16 protein-coding genes, 1 tRNA gene and 1 pseudogene are annotated in these 20770 nt (G+C 32.8%); 11 read left to right on the top strand and 7 right to left on the bottom strand.

What is annotated here, in order from left to right:
• Both AAC053_RS03435 and AAC053_RS03430 read right to left on the bottom strand, forming a co-directional pair.
• Nucleotides 1-480, bottom strand: coding sequence for a nucleoside deaminase (locus AAC053_RS03435; RefSeq protein WP_339752833.1), 480 nt, complete (start codon nt 478-480; stop codon nt 1-3).
• Between the two features lie 112 nt (nt 481-592).
• Nucleotides 593-665 (bottom strand) — tRNA-Phe (locus AAC053_RS03430).
• A gap of 102 nt (nt 666-767) precedes the next feature.
• On the opposite strand from AAC053_RS03430, the gene AAC053_RS03425 reads away from it, so the two are divergent.
• The 7 genes from AAC053_RS03425 (at nt 768) to AAC053_RS03395 (ending at nt 8543) form a co-directional block, all read left to right on the top strand.
• Nucleotides 768-1496, top strand: a complete 729-nt coding sequence (locus tag AAC053_RS03425) for a type III pantothenate kinase (protein ID WP_339752831.1) — start codon at nt 768-770, stop codon at nt 1494-1496.
• Nucleotides 1496-2818 (top strand): hypothetical protein, encoded by a 1323-nt coding sequence (locus tag AAC053_RS03420; RefSeq protein WP_339752828.1) that lies wholly within the window; start codon nt 1496-1498, stop codon nt 2816-2818. Before AAC053_RS03425 ends, AAC053_RS03420 begins: the two co-directional genes overlap by 1 nt.
• Before the next feature lie 14 nt (nt 2819-2832).
• Nucleotides 2833-4197 (top strand): hypothetical protein, encoded by a 1365-nt coding sequence (locus AAC053_RS03415; protein ID WP_339752826.1) that lies wholly within the window; start codon nt 2833-2835, stop codon nt 4195-4197.
• On the top strand, nt 4197-4769 hold the full coding sequence (gene lptC, locus AAC053_RS03410) for an LPS export ABC transporter periplasmic protein LptC (protein ID WP_339752824.1): 573 nt from the start codon (nt 4197-4199) through the stop codon (nt 4767-4769). Before AAC053_RS03415 ends, lptC begins: the two co-directional genes overlap by 1 nt.
• 36 nt (nt 4770-4805) lie before the next feature.
• Nucleotides 4806-4997 carry a hypothetical protein gene (locus AAC053_RS03405; RefSeq protein WP_339752821.1) on the top strand — a complete coding sequence of 64 codons (192 nt, stop codon included), beginning with the start codon at nt 4806-4808 and terminating at the stop codon, nt 4995-4997.
• A 3-nt stretch (nt 4998-5000) separates the two neighbouring features.
• Complete coding sequence (locus AAC053_RS03400) at nt 5001-6290, top strand: hemolysin family protein (protein ID WP_339752819.1); 1290 nt, start codon at nt 5001-5003, stop codon at nt 6288-6290.
• A gap of 105 nt (nt 6291-6395) precedes the next feature.
• On the top strand, nt 6396-8543 hold the full coding sequence (locus tag AAC053_RS03395; RefSeq protein WP_339752817.1) for a SurA N-terminal domain-containing protein: 2148 nt from the start codon (nt 6396-6398) through the stop codon (nt 8541-8543).
• Nucleotides 8544-8722: 179 nt separating this feature from the next.
• Here AAC053_RS03395 and AAC053_RS03390 read toward each other — a convergent pair whose 3' ends face one another.
• Together AAC053_RS03390 and AAC053_RS03385 are read right to left on the bottom strand one after the other, a co-directional pair.
• A complete protein-coding gene (locus tag AAC053_RS03390; RefSeq protein ID WP_339752815.1) occupies nt 8723-9646 on the bottom strand; it encodes a GYDIA family GHMP kinase in 924 nt (307 codons plus the stop codon).
• A 1-nt stretch (nt 9647) separates the two neighbouring features.
• Entirely contained in the window at nt 9648-10949 is a 1302-nt protein-coding gene (locus AAC053_RS03385) for a hydroxymethylglutaryl-CoA reductase, degradative (RefSeq protein ID WP_339752812.1), read from the bottom strand.
• 240 nt (nt 10950-11189) lie between these two features.
• On the opposite strand from AAC053_RS03385, the gene AAC053_RS03380 reads away from it, so the two are divergent.
• The 4 genes from AAC053_RS03380 to AAC053_RS03365 all read left to right on the top strand — a co-directional run bounded on the left by AAC053_RS03380 (nt 11190) and on the right by AAC053_RS03365 (nt 17575).
• The gene (locus tag AAC053_RS03380; RefSeq protein ID WP_339752811.1) at nt 11190-13421 is read left to right on the top strand and encodes a S9 family peptidase; all 2232 of its coding nucleotides are present in this window, start codon (nt 11190-11192) and stop codon (nt 13419-13421) included.
• Between the two features lie 33 nt (nt 13422-13454).
• Complete coding sequence (locus AAC053_RS03375) at nt 13455-15017, top strand: peptide MFS transporter (protein ID WP_339752809.1); 1563 nt, start codon at nt 13455-13457, stop codon at nt 15015-15017.
• A gap of 69 nt (nt 15018-15086) precedes the next feature.
• Nucleotides 15087-16838 (top strand): peptide MFS transporter, encoded by a 1752-nt coding sequence (locus AAC053_RS03370; RefSeq protein ID WP_339752807.1) that lies wholly within the window; start codon nt 15087-15089, stop codon nt 16836-16838.
• A 176-nt stretch (nt 16839-17014) separates the two neighbouring features.
• On the top strand, nt 17015-17575 hold the full coding sequence (locus AAC053_RS03365) for a thioredoxin fold domain-containing protein (protein ID WP_339752804.1): 561 nt from the start codon (nt 17015-17017) through the stop codon (nt 17573-17575).
• Between the two features lie 6 nt (nt 17576-17581).
• Here AAC053_RS03365 and AAC053_RS03360 read toward each other — a convergent pair whose 3' ends face one another.
• The 3 genes and pseudogenes from AAC053_RS03360 to AAC053_RS03350 form a co-directional block, all read right to left on the bottom strand.
• The gene (locus AAC053_RS03360) at nt 17582-19612 is read right to left on the bottom strand and encodes a ComEC/Rec2 family competence protein (RefSeq protein ID WP_339752801.1); all 2031 of its coding nucleotides are present in this window, start codon (nt 19610-19612) and stop codon (nt 17582-17584) included.
• Between the two features lie 41 nt (nt 19613-19653).
• Nucleotides 19654-20163 (bottom strand): C40 family peptidase, encoded by a 510-nt coding sequence (locus tag AAC053_RS03355; RefSeq protein WP_339752799.1) that lies wholly within the window; start codon nt 20161-20163, stop codon nt 19654-19656.
• A gap of 1 nt (nt 20164) precedes the next feature.
• A pseudogene (locus AAC053_RS03350) lies at nt 20165-20770 on the bottom strand (lipid-A-disaccharide synthase); the annotation flags it as partial.

Here is a 20770-nt window from a genome sequence, read left to right as displayed (position 1 = left end):
CTAGTATTCAGTTTTATCTTCTTTCTTAGACCATTCTTGAAAAGGTTCTAAAGCAATCTCACGAGCTAACTGCTCAAAAGGGATGCTGCGTTCTGCATATGGTAATGGAATTTCTTTATAAATAAACTCATCATCAAACCCAATATTTGCAGCATCTTCTTGATTACTTCCATAATATACTTTATCTGGTCGCGCCCAATAAATAGCTCCTAAACACATTGGGCAAGGTTCGCAAGAGGTGTAAATCTCGCAACCATCTAATTGAAATGAATCTAGATTTTTGCAGGCATCTCTTATGGCAGTTATTTCAGCATGTGCTGTTGGGTCATTTGTGGAAGTAACTTTGTTGTTTCCTCGTCCGACAATTTTACCGTCTTTTACAACGACGCAACCAAATGGTCCACCTTCATTATTGCTCATGCCTTTTAAAGCTGTGTTTACAGCTTCTTTCATGAATTGTTCTTTATTGTTATCTGACATTATAATTAATTCTTTTTGAGTAAAGTTCAGTTATGACTTAGTGAAAGCCGAACAAGCTAATATACTATTTTTACATAAAAAAACCCGATTCAATTGAATCGGGTTTTTAAGGTGGTGCCTCCAGGAATCGAACCAGGGACACAAGGATTTTCAGTCCTTTGCTCTACCAACTGAGCTAAGGCACCAATTGCTTAATTAAGCGGATGCAAATATATATGCAATTTTATTATTCACAAAAAGAAACTTGTAAAATTTGATTTTATAAATTTGCACAATACACAAAGCTTATGAATCTTATTGTAGATGTGGGAAATACGTATGTTAAGTTTGCAGTTTATAAAGACAAAAACTTAATTCATAAAGTTAGTTTTGAGCTTTCTCAGTTTAAAAAAGAATATAAAATACTAAAAAAGGACTTTCCAAAGTTAAAGTTTGCAATCATTTCTTCTGTTGGGCGTTTGTCTAAAAAACAAGTTGAAGTGGTAGATGAAGATTTAAAAATGATAGAGTTAAGCTCTAATACAGAACTACCTTTTAAGAACCTGTATAAAACACCAAAAACACTAGGTGTTGACCGTATAGCTTTAGTTAGTGCATCTGTTAGCCAGTTCACAGATAAAAATGTCTTAATAATAGACGCTGGTACTTGTATTACATACGACTTCATAACCGACAGAAACGATTATTTGGGTGGTGCAATTTCGCCTGGTATAAGATTGAGGTATAAGACCTTAAATAATTTAACGGCTAATCTTCCGTTATTAGAAACAAACCTGCCTCAATCAATTATAGGAGACTCAACAGAATCGTCGATTCATTCTGGTGTTGTATTTGGAGTTATTAAAGAAATTGATGGTGTTATTGACCAATATCTGCTAGAATATTCGGATTTAACAGTTATTTTAACAGGAGGAGATACCAAATTTTTGTCAAACCAATTAAAAAATAGCATATTTGCGAATTCAAATTTTCTATTAGAAGGTTTAAATTTTATTCTAGATTATAACTCAAAATAATGATAAAGCGACTCATTGTAATTTGTATTACAATTATTAGTTCTTTTGCATATGCGCAAACAGGAACGGCATCTCCATATTCATTTTATGGAATAGGTAGTCTTAAGTTTAAAGGAACTGTAGAAAATCGGAGTATGGGAGGTATTAGTGTTTACTTAGATAGCATACATGTAAACCTTAGAAATCCGGCGTCATATGCTGGTAAAAATGTTGAGACTATCCCTTTTGATAACGAAAGCAGACCAGTAAAGTTTACTGTCGCTGGTACCATGTCTGGTGCCACTTTAAAGAGTGATTCTGGTGAGGCTAAAACAAACAGTTCTAATCTTGACTATTTAGCATTATCCGTACCTGTAGGGAAGTTTGGTTTTGGTTTTGGTTTATTGCCATTTACCTCGGTAGGTTACAAGCTCGATGACGTTAATGATGATGATGGGTTGGTAAATCGTTACAGTGGTGAAGGAGGTGTTAATAAAGTATTTGCAGGTTTAGGGTACCAAATCTCTGATAAATTGAGTTTTGGGGTAGATTTTAATTACAATTTTGGGAATATTAAAAATACAGCAATTGAGGTAGCATATACACCTGAAGGTGATGTTGTACAGTATCAAACCAGAGAATTTAATAGATCAGATTTGAGTGGGCTAAATATAAATTTTGGAATGGCATATAAAACCATGATTTCTGATAAGTTAGAACTGTCTGCTACTGCAACATATACACCGGAAAGTAAATTGAATTCTGAAAATATAAGGTCGTTCTCAACTGTTGTTTTAGATGGAAGTACTTTCGATGTGTTAGCTATCTCGACTACATTAGAAGCAGACCTGCAAGTCCAAAATCTTGAAAGCACAAAACTAACAATGCCTTCGCGTTTATCCTTAGGTGCAGGTTTAGGAGATCCAAAATCATGGTTTGTAGGTGCGGAATATACATTTCAAAATACAAGTAATTTTTCTAACCCAGTTTTTAACAACGAAATTTCTACCTTTGAGAATGCGTCTCAAATTTCTTTAGGTGGATTCTTTATACCCGATTACAATGCCTTTTCAGGTTACTTTAAACGAGTGGTTTACAGAGCTGGTTTTAACTTCGCAAATACAGGTTTAGTAATAAAAGATGAATCTATAAAGGAGTTTGGCATATCTTTTGGTCTAGGTTTACCAGTTGGAAAACGAAGTCTGTTTTCTAATGCAAATTTTGGATTTGAATTTGGACAACGAGGAACAACTAACAAAAACTTAATTCAAGAGAGTTTTGTAAACTTCAATGTAAGTTTATCTTTAAACTCTAGATGGTTTAGACAAAAGAAGTATAACTAACAATAATAATTAAGATGAAGACGAGAATTACTATACTGCTACTGGCACTTTTTGTGAGTTTCAACATAGGTTTTGCTCAGCAAGATGAAGAATGTATGAACAATCTATCAATGTTTGATAGCTATGTGAAAAGCAAAAAATACGATGACGCTTATGGACCGTGGAAAATTGTACGCGATAAGTGCCCGAGATTTAATAGAGCCATTTATGCACATGGAGAGAAAATATTATTACATAAAATTAAAAGCGCAACAGGTGTAGATCAAGTCGCTTATATTAATGATTTAATGTTATTATACGATCAAAGTAGAGAATATTTTGCATCTAAGTACGATTTAGGCGAAATTTTAGCTGATAAAGCAAACTTGGCTTACAAGTATAGAAAAGAATTAAACAAAACTAACGACCAAGTCTATAACATGTTTGATGAAGCTTATGTGAAAGATGCAAAAAATTTTACTAGCGCTAAAGGACTTTACACGCATTTTTCACTTATCGTAGATTTGTTTGACGATGGTAAAAAGGAAGCTCAACAGATGTTTGATAAGTATGATGATGTTAATGAACTTATAGAGGGAATCGTTAGTGAATATACAACCAAGCTAAATAAACTTGTAGAGAAAGAAGAAGCAGGTGAGACATTAGGTAAAAAAGACACACAGCGTAAAAAATTCTATGAGTCAAGCATTGAAGTATATGAAACTAAGATATTGCCAAGTATGGATCAAAAACTTGGAAAAAGAGCCACTTGTGCAGTTTTAGTGCCATTATATCAAAGAGACTTTGAAGAAAACAAGAACAATGGAGTTTGGTTACAACGAGCAATGAATAGAATGTATGCTAAAGGTTGTAAAGAAGATCCTTTATTTCTTAAGTTAGTTCAACAAAAAAATAGTATTGAGCCAAGTGCAGACACAGCATTCTATTTATATTTACTTACTGGTGAACAAAAGTATTTTAACCAAACAGTACAGTTAGAAACAGATCCTTTAAAAAAGGCAAAACTTTACAAGAAGTTGGCTCAAGAGTTTAAAGCTAAAGGTAGTTACGGTAAGGCTAGACAATATTTCATGGAAGCTTTAAAGCTAAATCCTTCAGATGGTTCACCATATTTAGCAATTGCAGCAATGTACGCTAAGAGTGCTAATAATTGTGGTGACACTAACTTTAACAAAAGAGCAGTATTTTGGCTAGCAGCTAATGAAGCAGAAAAAGCTGGTAGAGTAGATGGTCGTTTAAGGTCTGCTGCCGCTAAAACTGCTACAAGTTATAGAGCTAGTGCACCATCTAAAGCAGATATATTTAACTGTAGCTGCTCAGGTACAGTAATTAAAATTGGATGTTGGATAGGACGTTCTGTAACTGTCCCAAATATTTAATGTCAAGATATTATTTACATATTATAAAAAACTTAGTCACAGCAATTGTTGTGACTTTGTTTTTTTCATGTAAAAATGATTTTAGCGAAGTTCAAAAAGTTGGTATTTTACAAAACCAACCTATTGGCGAAGCAGAAAATATCGATTTAAAATATACGGAACTTCAAGATGATACTACAGAAGTAAAGCTTCTAGCAAATCTTCTAAGCCCAAAAATGCTAGATTATTCCAATAGAGGTTTTGCTTTTTCGGAATTTCCAGATGGCATAGAGCTTAAGGTTTACGATGATGATAATAATAAGACCACAATAACCTCTAAATATGCCATTTTCTATACAGAAACCGATATTATAGACTTAAGTGGTGATGTGGTTATTGCAACTCAAAATAAAGACACCTTATTTACAGAACAACTCTACTATAACCAAAAGTTAGAATGGGTGTTTACCAATTATCCTTTTTATTTTAAAAGAACGACTGGTTTTACAAAAGGAAACGGTTTTGATTCTGACAAAGATTTCAAGAACTTTCAGATGTTAGAAATGGGTGGCGATTTTGAATTCGATAATTGATTACCTTTGTTTAGAAATAAACTTTACTTCTAACTCATGAAAATATTAAACTTCTTTCAATACGCCTACCTTATTTTTGCCGTAATGTTTATATGGAAAGCTACATCTATATGGTCTGAGGATAGAGGCAGGTCTTATTTAATGTTATTCTTAGCAGCTCTGGCTCTATTTATGTTTTTCTTTAGAAAGCGCTTCAAAAAAAAGATTGAAGACAGTAATAAACAGTAATTTATGACTGTTGATATAGTCATTATCATCACTACGCTTATACTTTCTGCCTTTTTCTCAGGTATGGAAATAGCTTATGTTTCTTCTAATAAAATTCACATAGAATTAGAGAAGAAGCAAGGTGATTTTTTAGGAAAAATTCTCGGTAAACTTACAGCAAAACCATCCAAATACATTGCGACCATGCTTATTGGCAATAATATTGCCTTGGTTATTTATGGATTTAAAATGGGTGATGTTTTAGTGCGCTGGTTTAAATCTATATTACCAACAGATAGTACATTGCTAACGTATTTGTTTACGGATTTACAATTATTAACTCAAACAGTAATTTCGACGTTAGTTATTTTAATCACAGCAGAATTCTTACCTAAAGTGTTTTTTCAAATTTATGCAAATACCTTATTAAAGGTGTTAGCACTTCCAACATATATATTCTATCTCATTTTTTCAGGAGTTTCAGATTTTATCCTTTGGATTTCAGATGCGGTTTTAAAAAACATCTTTAATGCTACAGGTGAAGATGTTGCTCTAGCCATGACAAAAGTTGAGCTTGGTAATTATATCAGTGAACAAATGGAATCGGTTGAAGATGATGATGATGTAGATAGTGAGATTCAAATTTTTAAAAATGCATTAGAGTTTTCAGAAGTAAAGGCACGAGAAGTTATGGTGCCTCGTACAGAGATTACTGCAGTCGATATTTCAGAATCCATAGAAAATTTAAGTCAACTGTTTATAGAAACAGGCAGAACTAAAATCATTGTTTATAAAAATAGCGTGGATGATATTTTAGGTTATGTACACGCGTTTGAGTTGTTTAAAAAACCGAAATCGATAGAATCAATTATTATTTCTGTTGGTTTTGTTCCTGAAACAATTCTTGTTAAAGATGTGCTTAATATCCTCACCAAAAAACGTCGCAGTATGGCTGTGGTTATTGATGAATATGGTGGGACATCGGGAATTATGACTGTTGAAGATATTATTGAAGAATTATTCGGTGAAATTGAAGACGAGCACGATACTATTAAAATGATTGAAGAAGAAATTAGTCCAAATACTTATAAATTTTCAGCAAGATTAGAAGTTGATTATATTAATGAAACCTATAAACTTAACCTTCCTAAGAGTGAAAATTATGAAACTTTAGGTGGTTTAATAGTTAATGCAACAGAGGAAATTCCTCATGAAAATGATGATGTACAAATAGAGAATTTTAGGTTTACCATCGAAGAGGTGTCTTCAACAAAAATAGACGTAGTTCTTCTAAAAATCCTAACGACGGACTAATACACTTTCAACACGCATAAAAACTACACTTCTCCTTTTATAATTTGTTAGAAAGTACTATTTTCGCAGACTTATTTACACCAAAATATACTATACAAAAAGACTATGGCAGTTTTAAATAAAATTAGACAACGCTCACTGATATTGATATTAGTTATCGCATTAGCATTATTTTCATTCGTAATTGGCGATTTGTTCAAGAATTCTGATGCCTTAACTGGTGGAGCACAAGATGTTGTTGCTACTATTAATGGGAAAGATATCAATCGTACAGAATTTCAGCAAAAAGTAAAAAACTATCAAGACAGGTCTGGTGGAAGACAAACTTCCACGCAGTCTATGAATGCAATTTACAACCAAGAACTTCGTAAGATTGTTTTACAATCAGAGTTTGACGCGTTAGAATTGTCTGTTGAGAAAGATGAAATGAGAGATTTATTGAAAACCAGTTTTTCTTCATATCCTGAGTTTCAAGATGAGAATGGGACTTTTGATGTCAACCGTTTAAATGCTTTTATTGCAAATTTAAGGGACTTAAAAGGTGATACAGCTCCTCTTGGAAACTTCTTAGTTAATTATGATAGTTGGACAAACAATGAACAAACTATTGCTGCAAATGCTGTTCAGCAAACGTATTATAATATGATTAAAGCTGGTGTTGGTACAACTATAGCTGAAGCTGAAGATGATTACTTGGGTGATGCTAAAACTGTAGATATACGCTATGTACAAGTGCCATATACAAGTATTGCAGATAGCTTAATTGAGGTTTCAAAAAGCGATATTAAAGCTTACATAAAAGACCATGCGGAGAAGTTTAAAGCAGATGCAACCAGAGAAGTGGTTTATGTAGAGTTTAAAGAAGTAGCTTCTAAAGCAGATGAAGATAAAATTAAAACAGATTTATTAGCTTTAAAGAGTGATAGAACGGAGTATAATGAAAGCAGTAAAAATGCGGATATTATTTCTGGTTTCGATACAGCAACTGATATAGCAGAATTTGTAAACTCTAATTCAGATATAAAGTACGACAATACATTTTGGCGAGCAGCGCAATTGCCAGCTGTAGCTAAAGATACTTTAATAAAGCTTAGTGTTGGTGATTATTATGGGCCATATAAAGAAGGGGAGTACTTTAACTTATCTAAAATCATTGCTATAAAGCAAATGCCAGATTCAGTTAAGGTACGTCATATCTTAATTCCTTTTGCAGGAGGACAAAGAGCAGATGCGTCTATTACTAAAACACAAGAGGAAGCGAAAGAAACAGCAGATAGTATTTTAACTCAGATAAAAGGTGGAAAGCGTTTTATGGATTTACTAGAGTTATCATCTGATAAAGTGAGTAATGAAAAAGATGGTGAGATAGAATTTGCTTACAATGCTGGTATGGCACCAGAATTTAAAACGTTTGCCTTTGATAATAAAAGAGGTGATATTGATGTTGTTGGTACATCTTTTGGTTACCACGTTATTGAGATACTAGAGCAAAAGAGCTTTAGTAAAACAGTACAAATAGCAACTATAGCAGATAAGATTGAACCATCTGATCAAACACTAAGTGATGTGTTTAATAAAATGTCTAAGTTCGAAATTTCTGCCAAAGATAGTGACTTTAATGAATTAGCCAAAGAGCGCAAATTAACAGTGAAGCCAATGACATTTAAGGAATTAGATGAAAATATTCCTGGCTTAGGTAGTCAGAGAGAAGTTGTGCGTTGGGCATTCAATGAAGATACAGATGTAGGTGAGTTTAAAAATTTCCCAGTTTCTAATTTCGGATTTATTGTAGCAAAAGTAGTAGAGAAAAAAGAAGAAGGTTTAATGAGTGTTGAAGATGCTTCTATAACTGCTCTACCAGAAATAAGAAAAGAAAAGAAAGCGAAAATGATTCGTGGAAAAATTACAGCGACTACGATAAATGATATTGCAAAAAACCAAGGTCAAAGCACAAGAACTGCTGCTGCTGTAACTTTAAAAAACACAACCTTATCTGGCGCAGGAGTTGAGCCTAAAGTTGTAGGAGCAGCATTTGGATTAGCAGAAGGAGCAACATCTAAGCTTATTGATGGTGAGAAAGGTGTTTATGTTATTGAAGTGACAAAAATCAGTGAAGCAACCAAGCTAGAGAACTACACTGCAATTATGAATAGATTAAGTACTGAACGTAGAAATGCAGTACAAAATAAAGTATATCAAGCATTAGAAAAAGCTGCTGATATCGAAGATAATAGAGCTAAGACGGTTTACTAAACTGAGCTTAATTATATAAAAAAGGCTTTACAGAAATGTGAAGCCTTTTTTAGTTTATATAATTTTTAAAAACACCCCAAAAGTCCCCTCAAGGGGACAATTCTAAAAAGTATCACTGGAAGAGTGTCCCCTTGAGGGGACTTTAGGGGTGTGAAATCAGGATTTGTAAGAGCATCTTTTTAACCTAAAACCATTTCAGAATATGGAATCACAACATCAAAACCTTTCTCATTAAAATAAAGATTCGGATCTATTTCAGAAGTCACTAAAACAAAATCTCCTCCCCAAGCACCTAAACTTTTTATAGCTCCTTTAAAATCCTTAAATAATCTAGTCTTTATTGATTTTTGGTCAATGAGTTTAGAAATAATAGCTTCATGCGTGTTTATAAGCTTTTCAAATTCTAAAAGTGATTCACAGGATATTATAGCTTCGGTAATTGTATTAATCTCTTCTATTATTATAGGGTCAACTTTAGCTTTCTTTCTGTAAGCAGCAATGCCATCTCTACTGTTTTGCTTCTGGTTAAGATATACAAAGTAAAGTTGTGATTTAAACTTAGGGTCAAAATCACAAGTCTCAACTAATGGTTTTCTAGCAAATCTTAATTGATACGCTATAGGAGTATTATTTTGCGCGCAGGCAATATCATAACCACTTCCTTTAAAAGTCTTTTCTAAAAGCTTGTAAGCGTCAACTTGTGCCCAATCAGCTATATTATTAATAAGTGTTGAAGATGTACCCAAACCCCAAAGTCTATTAAAATCTTGATGTGTTGTAATAGTATAGCCTTGTTTAGAATTTAAAAACCCTGAATTTAGATTGTAAGTTTCTCTTAAGATTTGAATCAATCGTTTAGAAATATCAGTATAATTTTTGGCCTTTAATCTAAGTCTCGTAGCACTGTCATTTACTAAAAACTCATCCTCAAACCAAACTTCGTCTAATTCATTATAACTTTTCCAAACGATATTTTTCGTTGCATTTTTTTCAACGGTTAAATTTTGCCCATACTTTGTTGGTATTGCTAAAGCTTTTGCTCCATCTAAAACGACGTACTCTGCAGTAAGTAATAACTTACCGTTGCTTCTAAAGGTTTTCAAATTATTTTCTTAGTTTTTCTATTGCTTCAACTACCGCACTATGGGTTACCACATTGGTTTTAAAGTGTTCTATAATGTTAGTTTTCTCATCTACACTAGCTTCAAACTGATTTAAGATATTCATCAAATGCATTTTCATGTGTCCTTCTTGAATACCAGTAGTAGTTAAGGATTTTAAAGCTCCAAAATTCTGCGCTAAACCAGCAACTGCCACAATTTGCATCAAATCTTTTGCGGTAGGTTTTTCGAGCATTTCTAATGAAAACTTTACTAGCGGATGTAAACTTGTTAAACCTCCGACCGTGCCAAGTGCTAAAGGGATTTCAATCCAAAACTTAAAAATGTCATTATCAATATTGCAATGTGTTAAACTAGAATAGCTTCCATTTCGAGAAGCATAGGCATGCACACCAGCTTCAACAGCTCTAAAGTCATTTCCAGTAGCTAATACGACAGCGTCAACACCATTCATAATGCCTTTATTATGTGTGACAGCTCTAAAAGGTTCTACTTCTGCAATATTTACAGCTTGTTTAAATTTCTGAGCAAAGATTTCAGGATTACTAATGTCTTTACTTTTTAAATCTGAAATGGAACAGGAGACTTCGGCTCTTACAATACAATTAGGAACATAGTTAGAGAGGATACTCATAATTATAATTATATCATCTTCTAAGTTTTCTTCAACTTCTGTCTTAAAAGTTTTTGCAAATTGCTCTAAACACGAGTTTATAAAATTGGCTCCCATTGCATCCAAAGTTTCAAATGTTGCATGCAATTGATAATAGTTGTTTAAATCTTCTGATTTGTTTCGTAATTCAAGATCTAAAATACCACCACCTCGTTGTTCCATATTTTTAGTAATATGAGAAGTTGAAGCAATTAATTTAGGCTTTACAGTTTCAAAAAAACTTTCTAATTTTTCAAAGTCGCCTTCATACATAAAATGAACCTGACCAATTTTTTCAGTTGAAATCACCTCTGCTTTAAAACCACCTCTGTCATACCAAAATTTGGCTGCCTTACTCGCAGCAGCAACTACAGAGCTTTCTTCTATAGCCATTGGTATCGTAAAAAGGGAATCATTTATAAGAAAGTTGGGTGCAACACCTAAGGGTAAATAGTAGTTTGTGATTGTGTTTTCTATAAACTCATCATGCAATTTCTGAAGCTTTTGGTCTGTATTCCAATACTGTTTTACCAGTGTTAGCGCTGCTTTTTTATCCGTAAAATAGGTGTCTAAAAGCCATCCAATCTTTTCAGATTTTGAAAGCTTAGAAAAGCCAGAAATAGCGTTTGGCATATTTGTTTTAAATTTAAAGGACAAAGATACTTAGGATTGGTATAAAATGTGTGCATTAACTCTCATTAATTGCCGATTTCCTGTTAATAATAGCGATTTTTTGCATAATTTTTAGTAAACTTGGCATTGCTATATTGAAAAATGACATACATGAAACATCCGTGTTCTGATATCAATTTCAGAATGCATTGTAATAAGGATGTTCCGTGTGACTTTTAAAAGGAAAATCAAAACGCTCAAATGAAATTAAGACACGTCGTTGCAATTGTAGGATTTTTAACCACCTCTTTAATTTATTGTCAAGAAAAACAAATTTCACTCGAAGATATTTGGAGTGGAACTTTTAGAACCGAAGAGATGCAAGCCTTGCATTCTTTGAAGAATGGTAAACAGTATTCGGTTTTAAATTTCGATAGGCAAAATAGAACAGCTACAATCGATATTTACGATTATAAAACTTTAGAAAAAGTAAGAACCTTGGTGTCTTCTGTTGATATAGCAGAGATTCAAGGTTTTTTTGATTATAGCTTTAGTGATGATGAATCTAAAATCATTTTAACGACGAATTCTAAACCTGTTTTTAGACGCTCAACTCTAGGTGAGTTTTATATCTATGATATTGCTTCCAAAAAGGTGACTAAAGTATCTGATGATTTGGTGCAAGAACCAACATTATCGCCAGATGCTACAAAAATTGCTTATGGTTTTGAAAACAATCTTTACGTAAAAGATTTAGCTTCTGGTAAAGTAGAACAAATCACTTCTGATGGTGAGAAGAACAAAATCATAAATGGAATCACCGATTGGGTTTACGAAGAAGAGTTTAGTTTTGTAAGAGCTTTTGACTGGAATGCAGATAGCGACCAAATTGCATTTATTCGTTTTGATGAAACAGAAGTTCCAGAATTTTCAATGGATGTTTTTGGGTCGGGTTTATACCAAACCCAGCAAGTTTTTAAATACCCAAAAGCTGGCGAGGCAAACTCTAATGTGTCTTTACATTTATACGATTTAGAGTCTAAAAAACTTCAAGAACTTAAAGTGAATAAAGAGTATAAAGATTTTTATATTCCAAGATTAGAATGGACTAAAGATGCTAATGTATTAAGCATTCAGTACATGAATCGTCATCAAAATGAACTAGATCTTTGGATGATAAACTCTAAAAGCATGTCTTCTAATTTGGTTTTGGCTGAAAAAAATGAAGCCTATATCAACGTTACATTTAATCTAACATTTTTAAAAGATAATAGTTTTATATGGACGAGTGAGAAGGATGGTTACAATCATATTTACCATTATGCAAAGGACGGTACGTTAATTAACCAAGTTACAAACGGAAACTGGGAAGTGACCAACTACTATGGTTTTAATGAAAAGCAGAATACTATTTATTATCAATCTGTTGAAAACGGTTCTATAAATAGAGATGTATATTCTATAAAGTTAAATGGAAAGAACAAGAAACGATTAACCAAAACGGATGGCACCAACAGTGCTTCTTTTAGTGCAGATTTCACCTATTTTATAAACACACATTCTAGCGCGACATCTCCACCAGAATATACATTGAATAGCTCAAAATCTGGTAATGTTGTAAAAAGTATAAAAGACAATGATAAACTAGCTAAGAAAGTAACTGGTTTTGTGACTTCAAAAAAAGAATTTAGTAAAATAAATGTCAATGGTAACGACTTAAACATGTGGATGATTAAACCAGTAGATTTTGATGCTAGTAAAAAGTATCCATTGTTTATGTATCAGTACTCTGGTCCAGGTTCTCAGCAAGTAGCAAATAGATGGAATGGTGCAAACGATTATTGGTACCAAATGTTAGCACAACAAGGCTATATTGTTGCTTGTGTAGATGGAAGAGGAACAGGGTTTAAGGGTGCTGACTTTAAAAAAGTGACTCAAAATGAATTAGGTAAATACGAAGTTGAAGACCAAATCGCAGCAGCTAAAAAATTAGGTGCTTTACCTTATATAGATGAAACTCGAATTGGAATTTGGGGCTGGAGTTATGGAGGTTTTATGAGTAGTAATGCTTTGTTTAAAGGAAAAGATGTTTTTAAAATGGCAATTGCTGTGGCACCTGTGACGAGTTGGAGATTCTATGATACGATTTATACTGAGCGTTACATGACAACGCCACAAGAAAACCCGAGTGGGTATGATGAAAATTCTCCAATCAACCATGTAGATAAATTAGAAGGGGATTTCTTGTTAATTCATGGTTCTGGTGACGATAATGTTCATCTACAGAATACCATGCGAATGGTCGAAGCTTTGATCCAAGCAGATAAGCAGTTTGAATGGATGGTGTATCCAGATAAAAATCATGGTATTTACGGAGGAAATACAAGATTACATTTATATAAAAAGATGACTAATTTTATCAATAAAACTTTAGGAGATAAACTCGAAAAGAATGATAAAGAAGAAGACGCATCATCTAAAATTAAAGGCTAAAATCTAAACTAACAACTAACTAATATAAATTTTATGTCAACAACAATTAAACAACCGCATCAAAAAGAACTTTTTGGGCATCCTTTAGGATTATATGTTTTATTCTTTACCGAAATGTGGGAGCGTTTCTCTTATTATGGAATGCGAGCATTACTTGTAATTTATATGATTGCACAAGCTAGTCATGCAGATGGACCAGGTTTAGGTTGGACAAAATTAGAAGCTTATCAATTATATGGTTGGTATGTGATGTTAGTTTATGTTGTTTCGATTCCTGGTGGAATTTTAGCAGATAAAGTTTTAGGACAAAAAAAGACTGTAATGTTAGGTGCCGTTATTTTAGTCTTAGGACACGGAACATTAGCAATTGAAGCAGATTGGGCCTTTTTTATAGGGTTAGGATTAATTATTTTAGGAGTAGGTTGCTTAAAGCCAAATATTTCAACTATGGTTGGTGGCTTATATAAAAAAGGAGATATCCGTAGAGATAAAGGGTTTTCAATATTTTACATTGGTATTAATTTAGGCTCTTTGTTAGCAACTACTTTTGTAGGAATGGTAGTTGCAAAATGGGGTTGGCATGCTGGTTTTGGTATGGCAGGAATAGCAATGTTATTAGGCTTATTAGTATATATTTGGGGACAAAAATACATCATTCATGTAGGTAATAAACCAACTGAGGAGGATAAGAGAAATGATATTTCTATGGTAAAAATCTTCTCTAATATATTTAAATCGCCTATTCATTTAGTGATTTTTATAGTGTTAATAGTGTTATCCCTTTATGCAGGGTTTACATTTGAAGGAGTAGATCATTGGGGTTATGGAGCTTTATTTATTTTCCTTTCGTTCGTTGTAGGATTAATGATGATGATTTTTAAAAGCCTGGATACTCAAATAATGAAAGATCGTTTCTTAGTATTATTATTATCTTTTTTATTGGTAATCGTTTTTTGGGGAGCTTTTGAGCAAGCAGGTGGATTAATGAGTGTTTATACCGAAACAAAAACAGATAGAATTTTATTTGGCTATTTAATACCAACACCAATGTTTCAAGGATTAAATGCTGGGTTTATTATTTTGCTAGCTGTTTGGATTGCAAACATTTGGGCTAAACGTAAAATAAAGAATAAAGAGGCATCTTCTTTGTTTAAAATGGCAACTGGAACAATTATAATGGGGTTAGGTTTTGTGTTTATGATTTTTGCTGTAAGTGAATATGAAACAAATGGAAGCTCAGGAATGCAATGGTTAGTTTTAGCATATTTATTTCATACTATTGGAGAATTATGTTCTTCGCCTGTATCGTTATCATTTGTCACAAAATTAGCACCAGTGAAATATGCTTCTTTAATGATGGGATTATATTTCGCGGCAACTGGTCTTGGTGGTAAAGTAGCTGGAATTTTAGGTGAAAAATCCGAGCATTTTGGCGAGTACACAATCTTCACAGGAATTGTAATATTTACAGTAGCCTTTGGTCTTTTAGTAATAGCGTTATTAAAACCCTTAAAACGATTAACTCATGGAGCAGAAGATAATGAAGTTGAAATGCATAATGATGAAGCCGAAGGTTTCGAATTGGCAGATAATTAAAAAACAATCATATAAAACCCTTGCGAAATTTACTTGTAAGGGTTTTTCCTTTACTAAAAATTCAATTTTATGGAGTCAAAATTAGATCATCTTTTTAAGGATAAAGTCCTAGGGCATCCTGCCGGATTATTTGTGTTATTTTTTACTGAAATGTGGGAGCGTTTCTCGTATTATGGTATGCGAGCACTATTGGTTATGTTTTTTACGGCATCATTGATGGATGGTGGTTGGGGCTGGCCAAGAGAACATGCATTTGCCATTTTTGGAACTTATACATCTTTAGTTTATCTATCAACTCTGCTTGGTGGATACATGGCTGATAAAGTAATTGGCTTTAGATGGGCTGTTGTAGTTGGTGCATTGTTAATGACTTTGGGTCATGCTTCTATGGCTATAGAAACTCCCTTTTTTATATATTCGGGATTGACTTTATTAGTGTTTGGAAGTGGTTTTTTTAAACCTAATATGACATCCATAATTTCTGAAATGTATGAAGAGAAACCAGAAAAAAAGGATGGAGCCTATACGATTTTCTACATGGGAGTTAACTCGGGTGCATTTTTAGGGATTTTACTTTGTGGGTATTTAGGTGAAAAAGTTGGCTGGTCTTGGGGATTTGGATTAGCTGGTGTATTTATGCTATTTGGGTTATTGCAATTCTGGTTTGCACAAAATATTTTTGGTGATATTGGGTTAAAGCCAGAGAATCAAATTGAAGAATTAGAAGATGAAACAGAAGACAAAGGTGAAAAATTAAACCCATTTACAAGTTTTCAATTGGTTTTAATTGCAATAGCTTCTGTTTTAGGGCTGGCATGGGTTTTAAACGATCCAATATCCAAAATTTCTGAAGGTGCTTATAATTTATTTGATTTTTCTTTTTTCGGATTGTCAGGATCAAACTTTGTAATACTATTTGCACTCGCTTTATTTATACTGCTGCTGGTAATTAGAATACCTAAATACGAAAAGGTAACAAGAGATAGAATGCTAGCTGTTGTTTTCTTTGCGTTTATCACTATCTTCTTTTGGGCTATTTTTGAACAAGCACCAAGTTCTCTTACTATTTTTGCAAGAGATTATACAGAGCGAGTTTTGGAAGGTAACTCTGCTCTTACCTTTAAGGTTGTAAATTCACTGATGACAGTTATTCCATTGTCTATTATTACTTGGGTGCTATGGAAATTATTCAAAAGAACATTTAGTAAATATGCCTTATCAAATATATTGCTTGCTACTAGTTTTGTAATTATTTGGATAATAGCTATTTGGATGTTATATACAGAATATTTAAAAGATATTGCTGAAGTACCAGCTTCTTGGTTTGGGGTTTTAAACTCACTTTATATTATTGCTTTTGCACCTCTTTTTTCTAAGTGGTGGGAGAGTAAGTACAATCCAAATGCAAATATGAAGTACGCCATAGGAATGGTTTTATTAGGAATAGGAATGGCATGTGTAGCAATTGGTTCTGCAGATATTCCGGTTGGTGCTAAAACGGCATCAGTAAGCATGGTATGGTTAGTATTAGTTTACTTTTTCCATACAATGGGTGAGTTGTGCGTTTCGCCAGTTGCCTTGTCTTATGTTAGTAAACTAGTACCAGGTAGAATGATAGCTATGATGTTTGGAATATGGTATTTAGCTGTTGCAATTGGTATGAAATTGGCTGGTGTTTTTGGAGAAGCTTCAGAAGGAATAGCAAAAACAGAAGGATTAAGTTATTTCTTTTGGTTGCTAACAGCCGTTGCTGTAGGTCTAGGAGTATTGTCTGCAGCATTATATCCCGTAATTAAAAAACTAATGCATGGAGTGCGCTAACCTAAAACAGTTAAAATAATGTAAAATGCTCCTAGAAAAGGAGCATTTTTTGTAAGTTCGAATCAACTTTTGCAACAAATAAGTTATGAATTGAGGAGAGTTAGTTTTATTAAGACTATCTAATATAGTGACTAACAAATTGCATTTGCCCTTATTAATAAAATGAAAATCTACAAATGAAAAATTTTGGATATTTAGTACTTATAGTTATACTGGCATCCTTTAAGCCAATTACTAAAAAAACTACAAAAGAGATTAATTGGGTGACGATAGAAGAAGCCATGGAGCTTCAAAAAACAGCACCAAAAAAAATAATTATGGATGTCTATACCAATTGGTGTGGGCCTTGTAAAATGTTAGATAAGAATACCTTTCATAACGAAGATGTTGTGAATTATGTAAATGAGCATTTTTATGCTGTAAAGTTTAATGCAGAAGGCAATAAATCGGTTTCTTATAAGGGTAAAATATTTGAGAATCCAAATTATGATGCCACAAAGGCGAACCGTCGTAATAGCTCACACGAATTTGCAAGATATCTTAAGGTAAGAGCTTATCCGACTATGGTGTTTTTTGATGAAGAGGCTAATTTTATAACTCCAGTAACTGGCTATTTAAAACCACAACAGTTAGAGTTGTATTTAAAATTGTTTCAAAGTGATAAATACAAGGAATTGACAAAACAAAAGCAGTTTAATGAATATTATAGATCTTTTAAACCAACGTTTAAAGAATAAGATTTTTTAATCTAAAATAAAAGCTCCCTTTTCGTTAGTTTGATGGAAAGGGATTTTTTTATGCTCGCAAGTAGCTTTCCAACGTTTTATATAAGATTTGTAATTGCTGGCATCAGCAATGATTTGTTCAGCATTTAAACTATCAATAGCGCGATTGAGGTTGAGTTTTGGTGAATTTCGTAATAGAATTAAGTTAGGTTTAAAAGAAAGACCTTTAAAGACAGCTAAACTATCAATTACTAAAATGATTTTACCACCAAATTTATAAACAGAATGAAGACTATCGTTCATGATACTCTCAATAGACTCACCAACTTTATAATTTCTAATCACATTGTCAGTTTCTTGTTTTATAGAATCTAAATTATGATGGACGACCAATTGATTACTTTGTCGATGCCCAATCATTGAATAGCGACTTTTGTTAAAAACTATGAAAGCATCATTTTGTGCTTTGTCTCTATTGTAGAATAAAATACCTTGAAAGCAAAGAATTCCAATCAAACTAAGAGCAATCCACTTAAAGCTCTTGAATTTATAGACTTGTACCAAAGCCATGATAATGAAATAGCTTACAATGACCTGAAATATTGTAAACGGAATATCTCGAAACAGAAAGTTTTCAAATTGTGCAACCCAAGCTATAAAAGCATTTAAACTATCAATGATATAACCATAAGTTACGACCATAAAGTTTGGTAATATATTCAGTAGTGCTAAGGCAATTACCAATAAGCCAAACCCTAGAATTAATCCGAGAAAAGGAATCACGACAATATTAGAAATAAAGAACAATCCGGGAAACTGATGAAAATAGAATAAACTTATAGGAACAACTCCAGCTTGAGCAGCTAAAGTCACTGTGAAAATTTGCCAAATTTTATCAAAAATCAGATTTTTTGGCTTCCACAATTTATAGATTATTGGCTGTACACTAACAATACCTATAACAGCCAAATAACTCATCTGAAAACCAACTTCAAACAAAAAAGTAGGTTTAAATAGAAGAATTACAAATGCCGAAATCACTAAAGTGTTGTAAATATTTGCTTGCCGTTTGAGATGCATTGCTATACTAATAATGCTAAACATGGTAACTGCACGAGTAACAGAAGGCGATAAGCCTGCAATAACAGCAAACGACCAAAGGATAGTAACCAAGATTATGGGTCTTATATAATTTCCGTATTTAAGATAGAGTAGAGGTTTGAACAAAAAATTTAGAATCCACAATATAATTCCAACATGAAGCCCAGAAACAGCCAATATGTGAATTGTTCCAGAATTCACATAATCATTATAAATCGTTTTATCAATGGTTTGGCGTTGACCTAATAGTAAAGCATTCATAATACTGAGTGCTTCACTTTTGAATCCTGCTTCGATTAATTTTGAGTTGATGCGAGTTCTCAATGCATCAGCATAACCATAAATTGTGGTTTTAGAATCTGAAAGCAATACTATGTCATCCGATTTTAAATAGAGTTGATGATAAACTTGCTTTAATTCTAAATATTTACTGTAATCAAATTGATGCGGATTTAAAGGTTTTTGAATATCTTGTAATTTTGAAGACACAAATAAAACGTCATCAACAAATAGTGTTTTATTCAAACTATCTCGTTTAATGTTTATTAGCAATTTACCAGATGCTATTTTATAATTAAATGATGTTACAGAAACAATATACTTCTCATTATAATTGTCTGGTTTTAGACGCTCTTTAATTTTAAATTCTATTGAATTGAAATCTGTATATGACTTAATTTGTGTGTAATGATTAGTTTTAAGTCTTTCATCTTGAATGGAATAGGAGGTCATTCCAATACCAATCATGCATAAATAGGTTAGCAAAGCAAAAGCAGGTAATCGATCTATTTTCTTGCGAAGAAATACCCAATATAGACTTAGTAAAACAACCAGACCAACAGTAGTGTATAAAACTGTTTGAAAATCAATACTAGCATAATGCGCCAATACAATTCCAATAACCAAACAGATGGTGAGTTTTATTATGGTGAAATTCAGTAACTTCATGATAATGAGTTACTAATATAATAAAAAATATAAGAAAAGAATTACAGAACACGTCGTGCCTGTACAAAAGCAAAATACCAATACTTTTCTGCTAAAGAAGATATCATAACACCTCTACTACTAGAAGCGTGTATAAACTCTACATTTCCTGTTCTTACATTGGTTACAATACCTACATGGTTCACCTTACGACTGTTTTTTTTTGTGGCAAAAAAGATTAAATCACCAACATTTACTTCTTTAAGGTCAATCCAACTCCCAGTGCTTTGAAGTGCTGCTGTAGTTCTGGGTAAATTGATGTTATGTTCTTTAAAACTTGTGTAGATTAAACCAGAGCAATCCATACCGCGTTTTGTAGTACCACCATATTTATAACGCGTACCATCAAAAGTCTTAGCATATTTTACAATACGTTCTGCTTCTTTAGAAGGTTTTGTAGGCGTATTAACTTTAACAGTATGTGTTTGCCTTTTTTTACTGGAATATGATTTTTTAGATTTACAACTACTGGCAACTAATAGTAAGAATAAAACAGGTAAAATTCGCTTCATATTATGTAATAGCTTTATAAATCAATTCAGCGGCATTATCACTAGCACCTTTTCCACCAAGTTTTTTTTCTAACTCGTAATAATCTAAAAAGAGCTGTTCGCGTTTTTCAGTTTCTAAAATTGAAGTCAATTCTTTTTTAAGACGTTTTTTGTTTAAACCTCCTTGAATTAACTCTGTAACCACCTCGCGATCCATAATTAAATTAACCAACGAAATATACTTTAATGTAATAATACGTTTTGCAATTTGGTAAGAAATGGCATTAGCTTTATAGCAAACCACTTGAGGAACTTTAAATAAAGCTGTTTCTAAAGTAGCAGTACCAGAAGTGACTAAAGCCGCATTAGAAATACTTAATAAATCATATGTTTTATTAGGGATATAGCTAACGTTCTCTTGTTTTATAAAACGTTTGTAAAAATCATAATCTTGACTTGGAGCTCCTGCAATAACAAACTGGTAATCCTTAAAATTATTAACCAAACTCAGCATTACTCCAAGCATTTTAGTAATTTCTTGTTTTCGACTCCCAGGTAATAAGGCAATCACTGGTAGGTTACTCAGTTGATGTTCTTTTCTAAATTTGGTTTCATCAACTAGAGGTCG

The sequence above is a fragment of the uncultured Winogradskyella sp. genome (assembly GCF_963975125.1).
Taxonomy (GTDB): Bacteria; Bacteroidota; Bacteroidia; order Flavobacteriales; family Flavobacteriaceae; genus Winogradskyella.
The sequence above is the reverse complement of the archived record's forward strand: the minus strand, read 5'-3'. Positions and strand labels throughout refer to the sequence as shown.

Bases quoted from the DNA above. Each gene is read 5' to 3' on its own strand.
- AAC053_RS03435 (WP_339752833.1), bottom strand. From the start codon at position 480: ATGTCAGATAACAATAAAGAACAATTCATGAAAGAAGCTGTAAACACA.
- AAC053_RS03425 (WP_339752831.1), top strand. From the start codon at position 768: ATGAATCTTATTGTAGATGTGGGAAATACGTATGTTAAGTTTGCAGTT.
- AAC053_RS03420 (WP_339752828.1), top strand. From the start codon at position 1,496: ATGATAAAGCGACTCATTGTAATTTGTATTACAATTATTAGTTCTTTT.
- AAC053_RS03415 (WP_339752826.1), top strand. From the start codon at position 2,833: ATGAAGACGAGAATTACTATACTGCTACTGGCACTTTTTGTGAGTTTC.
- lptC (WP_339752824.1), top strand. From the start codon at position 4,197: ATGTCAAGATATTATTTACATATTATAAAAAACTTAGTCACAGCAATT.
- AAC053_RS03405 (WP_339752821.1), top strand. From the start codon at position 4,806: ATGAAAATATTAAACTTCTTTCAATACGCCTACCTTATTTTTGCCGTA.
- AAC053_RS03400 (WP_339752819.1), top strand. From the start codon at position 5,001: ATGACTGTTGATATAGTCATTATCATCACTACGCTTATACTTTCTGCC.
- AAC053_RS03395 (WP_339752817.1), top strand. From the start codon at position 6,396: ATGGCAGTTTTAAATAAAATTAGACAACGCTCACTGATATTGATATTA.
- AAC053_RS03385 (WP_339752812.1), bottom strand. From the start codon at position 10,949: ATGCCAAACGCTATTTCTGGCTTTTCTAAGCTTTCAAAATCTGAAAAG.
- AAC053_RS03380 (WP_339752811.1), top strand. From the start codon at position 11,190: ATGAAATTAAGACACGTCGTTGCAATTGTAGGATTTTTAACCACCTCT.
- AAC053_RS03375 (WP_339752809.1), top strand. From the start codon at position 13,455: ATGTCAACAACAATTAAACAACCGCATCAAAAAGAACTTTTTGGGCAT.
- AAC053_RS03370 (WP_339752807.1), top strand. From the start codon at position 15,087: ATGGAGTCAAAATTAGATCATCTTTTTAAGGATAAAGTCCTAGGGCAT.
- AAC053_RS03365 (WP_339752804.1), top strand. From the start codon at position 17,015: ATGAAAAATTTTGGATATTTAGTACTTATAGTTATACTGGCATCCTTT.
- AAC053_RS03360 (WP_339752801.1), bottom strand. From the start codon at position 19,612: ATGAAGTTACTGAATTTCACCATAATAAAACTCACCATCTGTTTGGTT.
- AAC053_RS03355 (WP_339752799.1), bottom strand. From the start codon at position 20,163: ATGAAGCGAATTTTACCTGTTTTATTCTTACTATTAGTTGCCAGTAGT.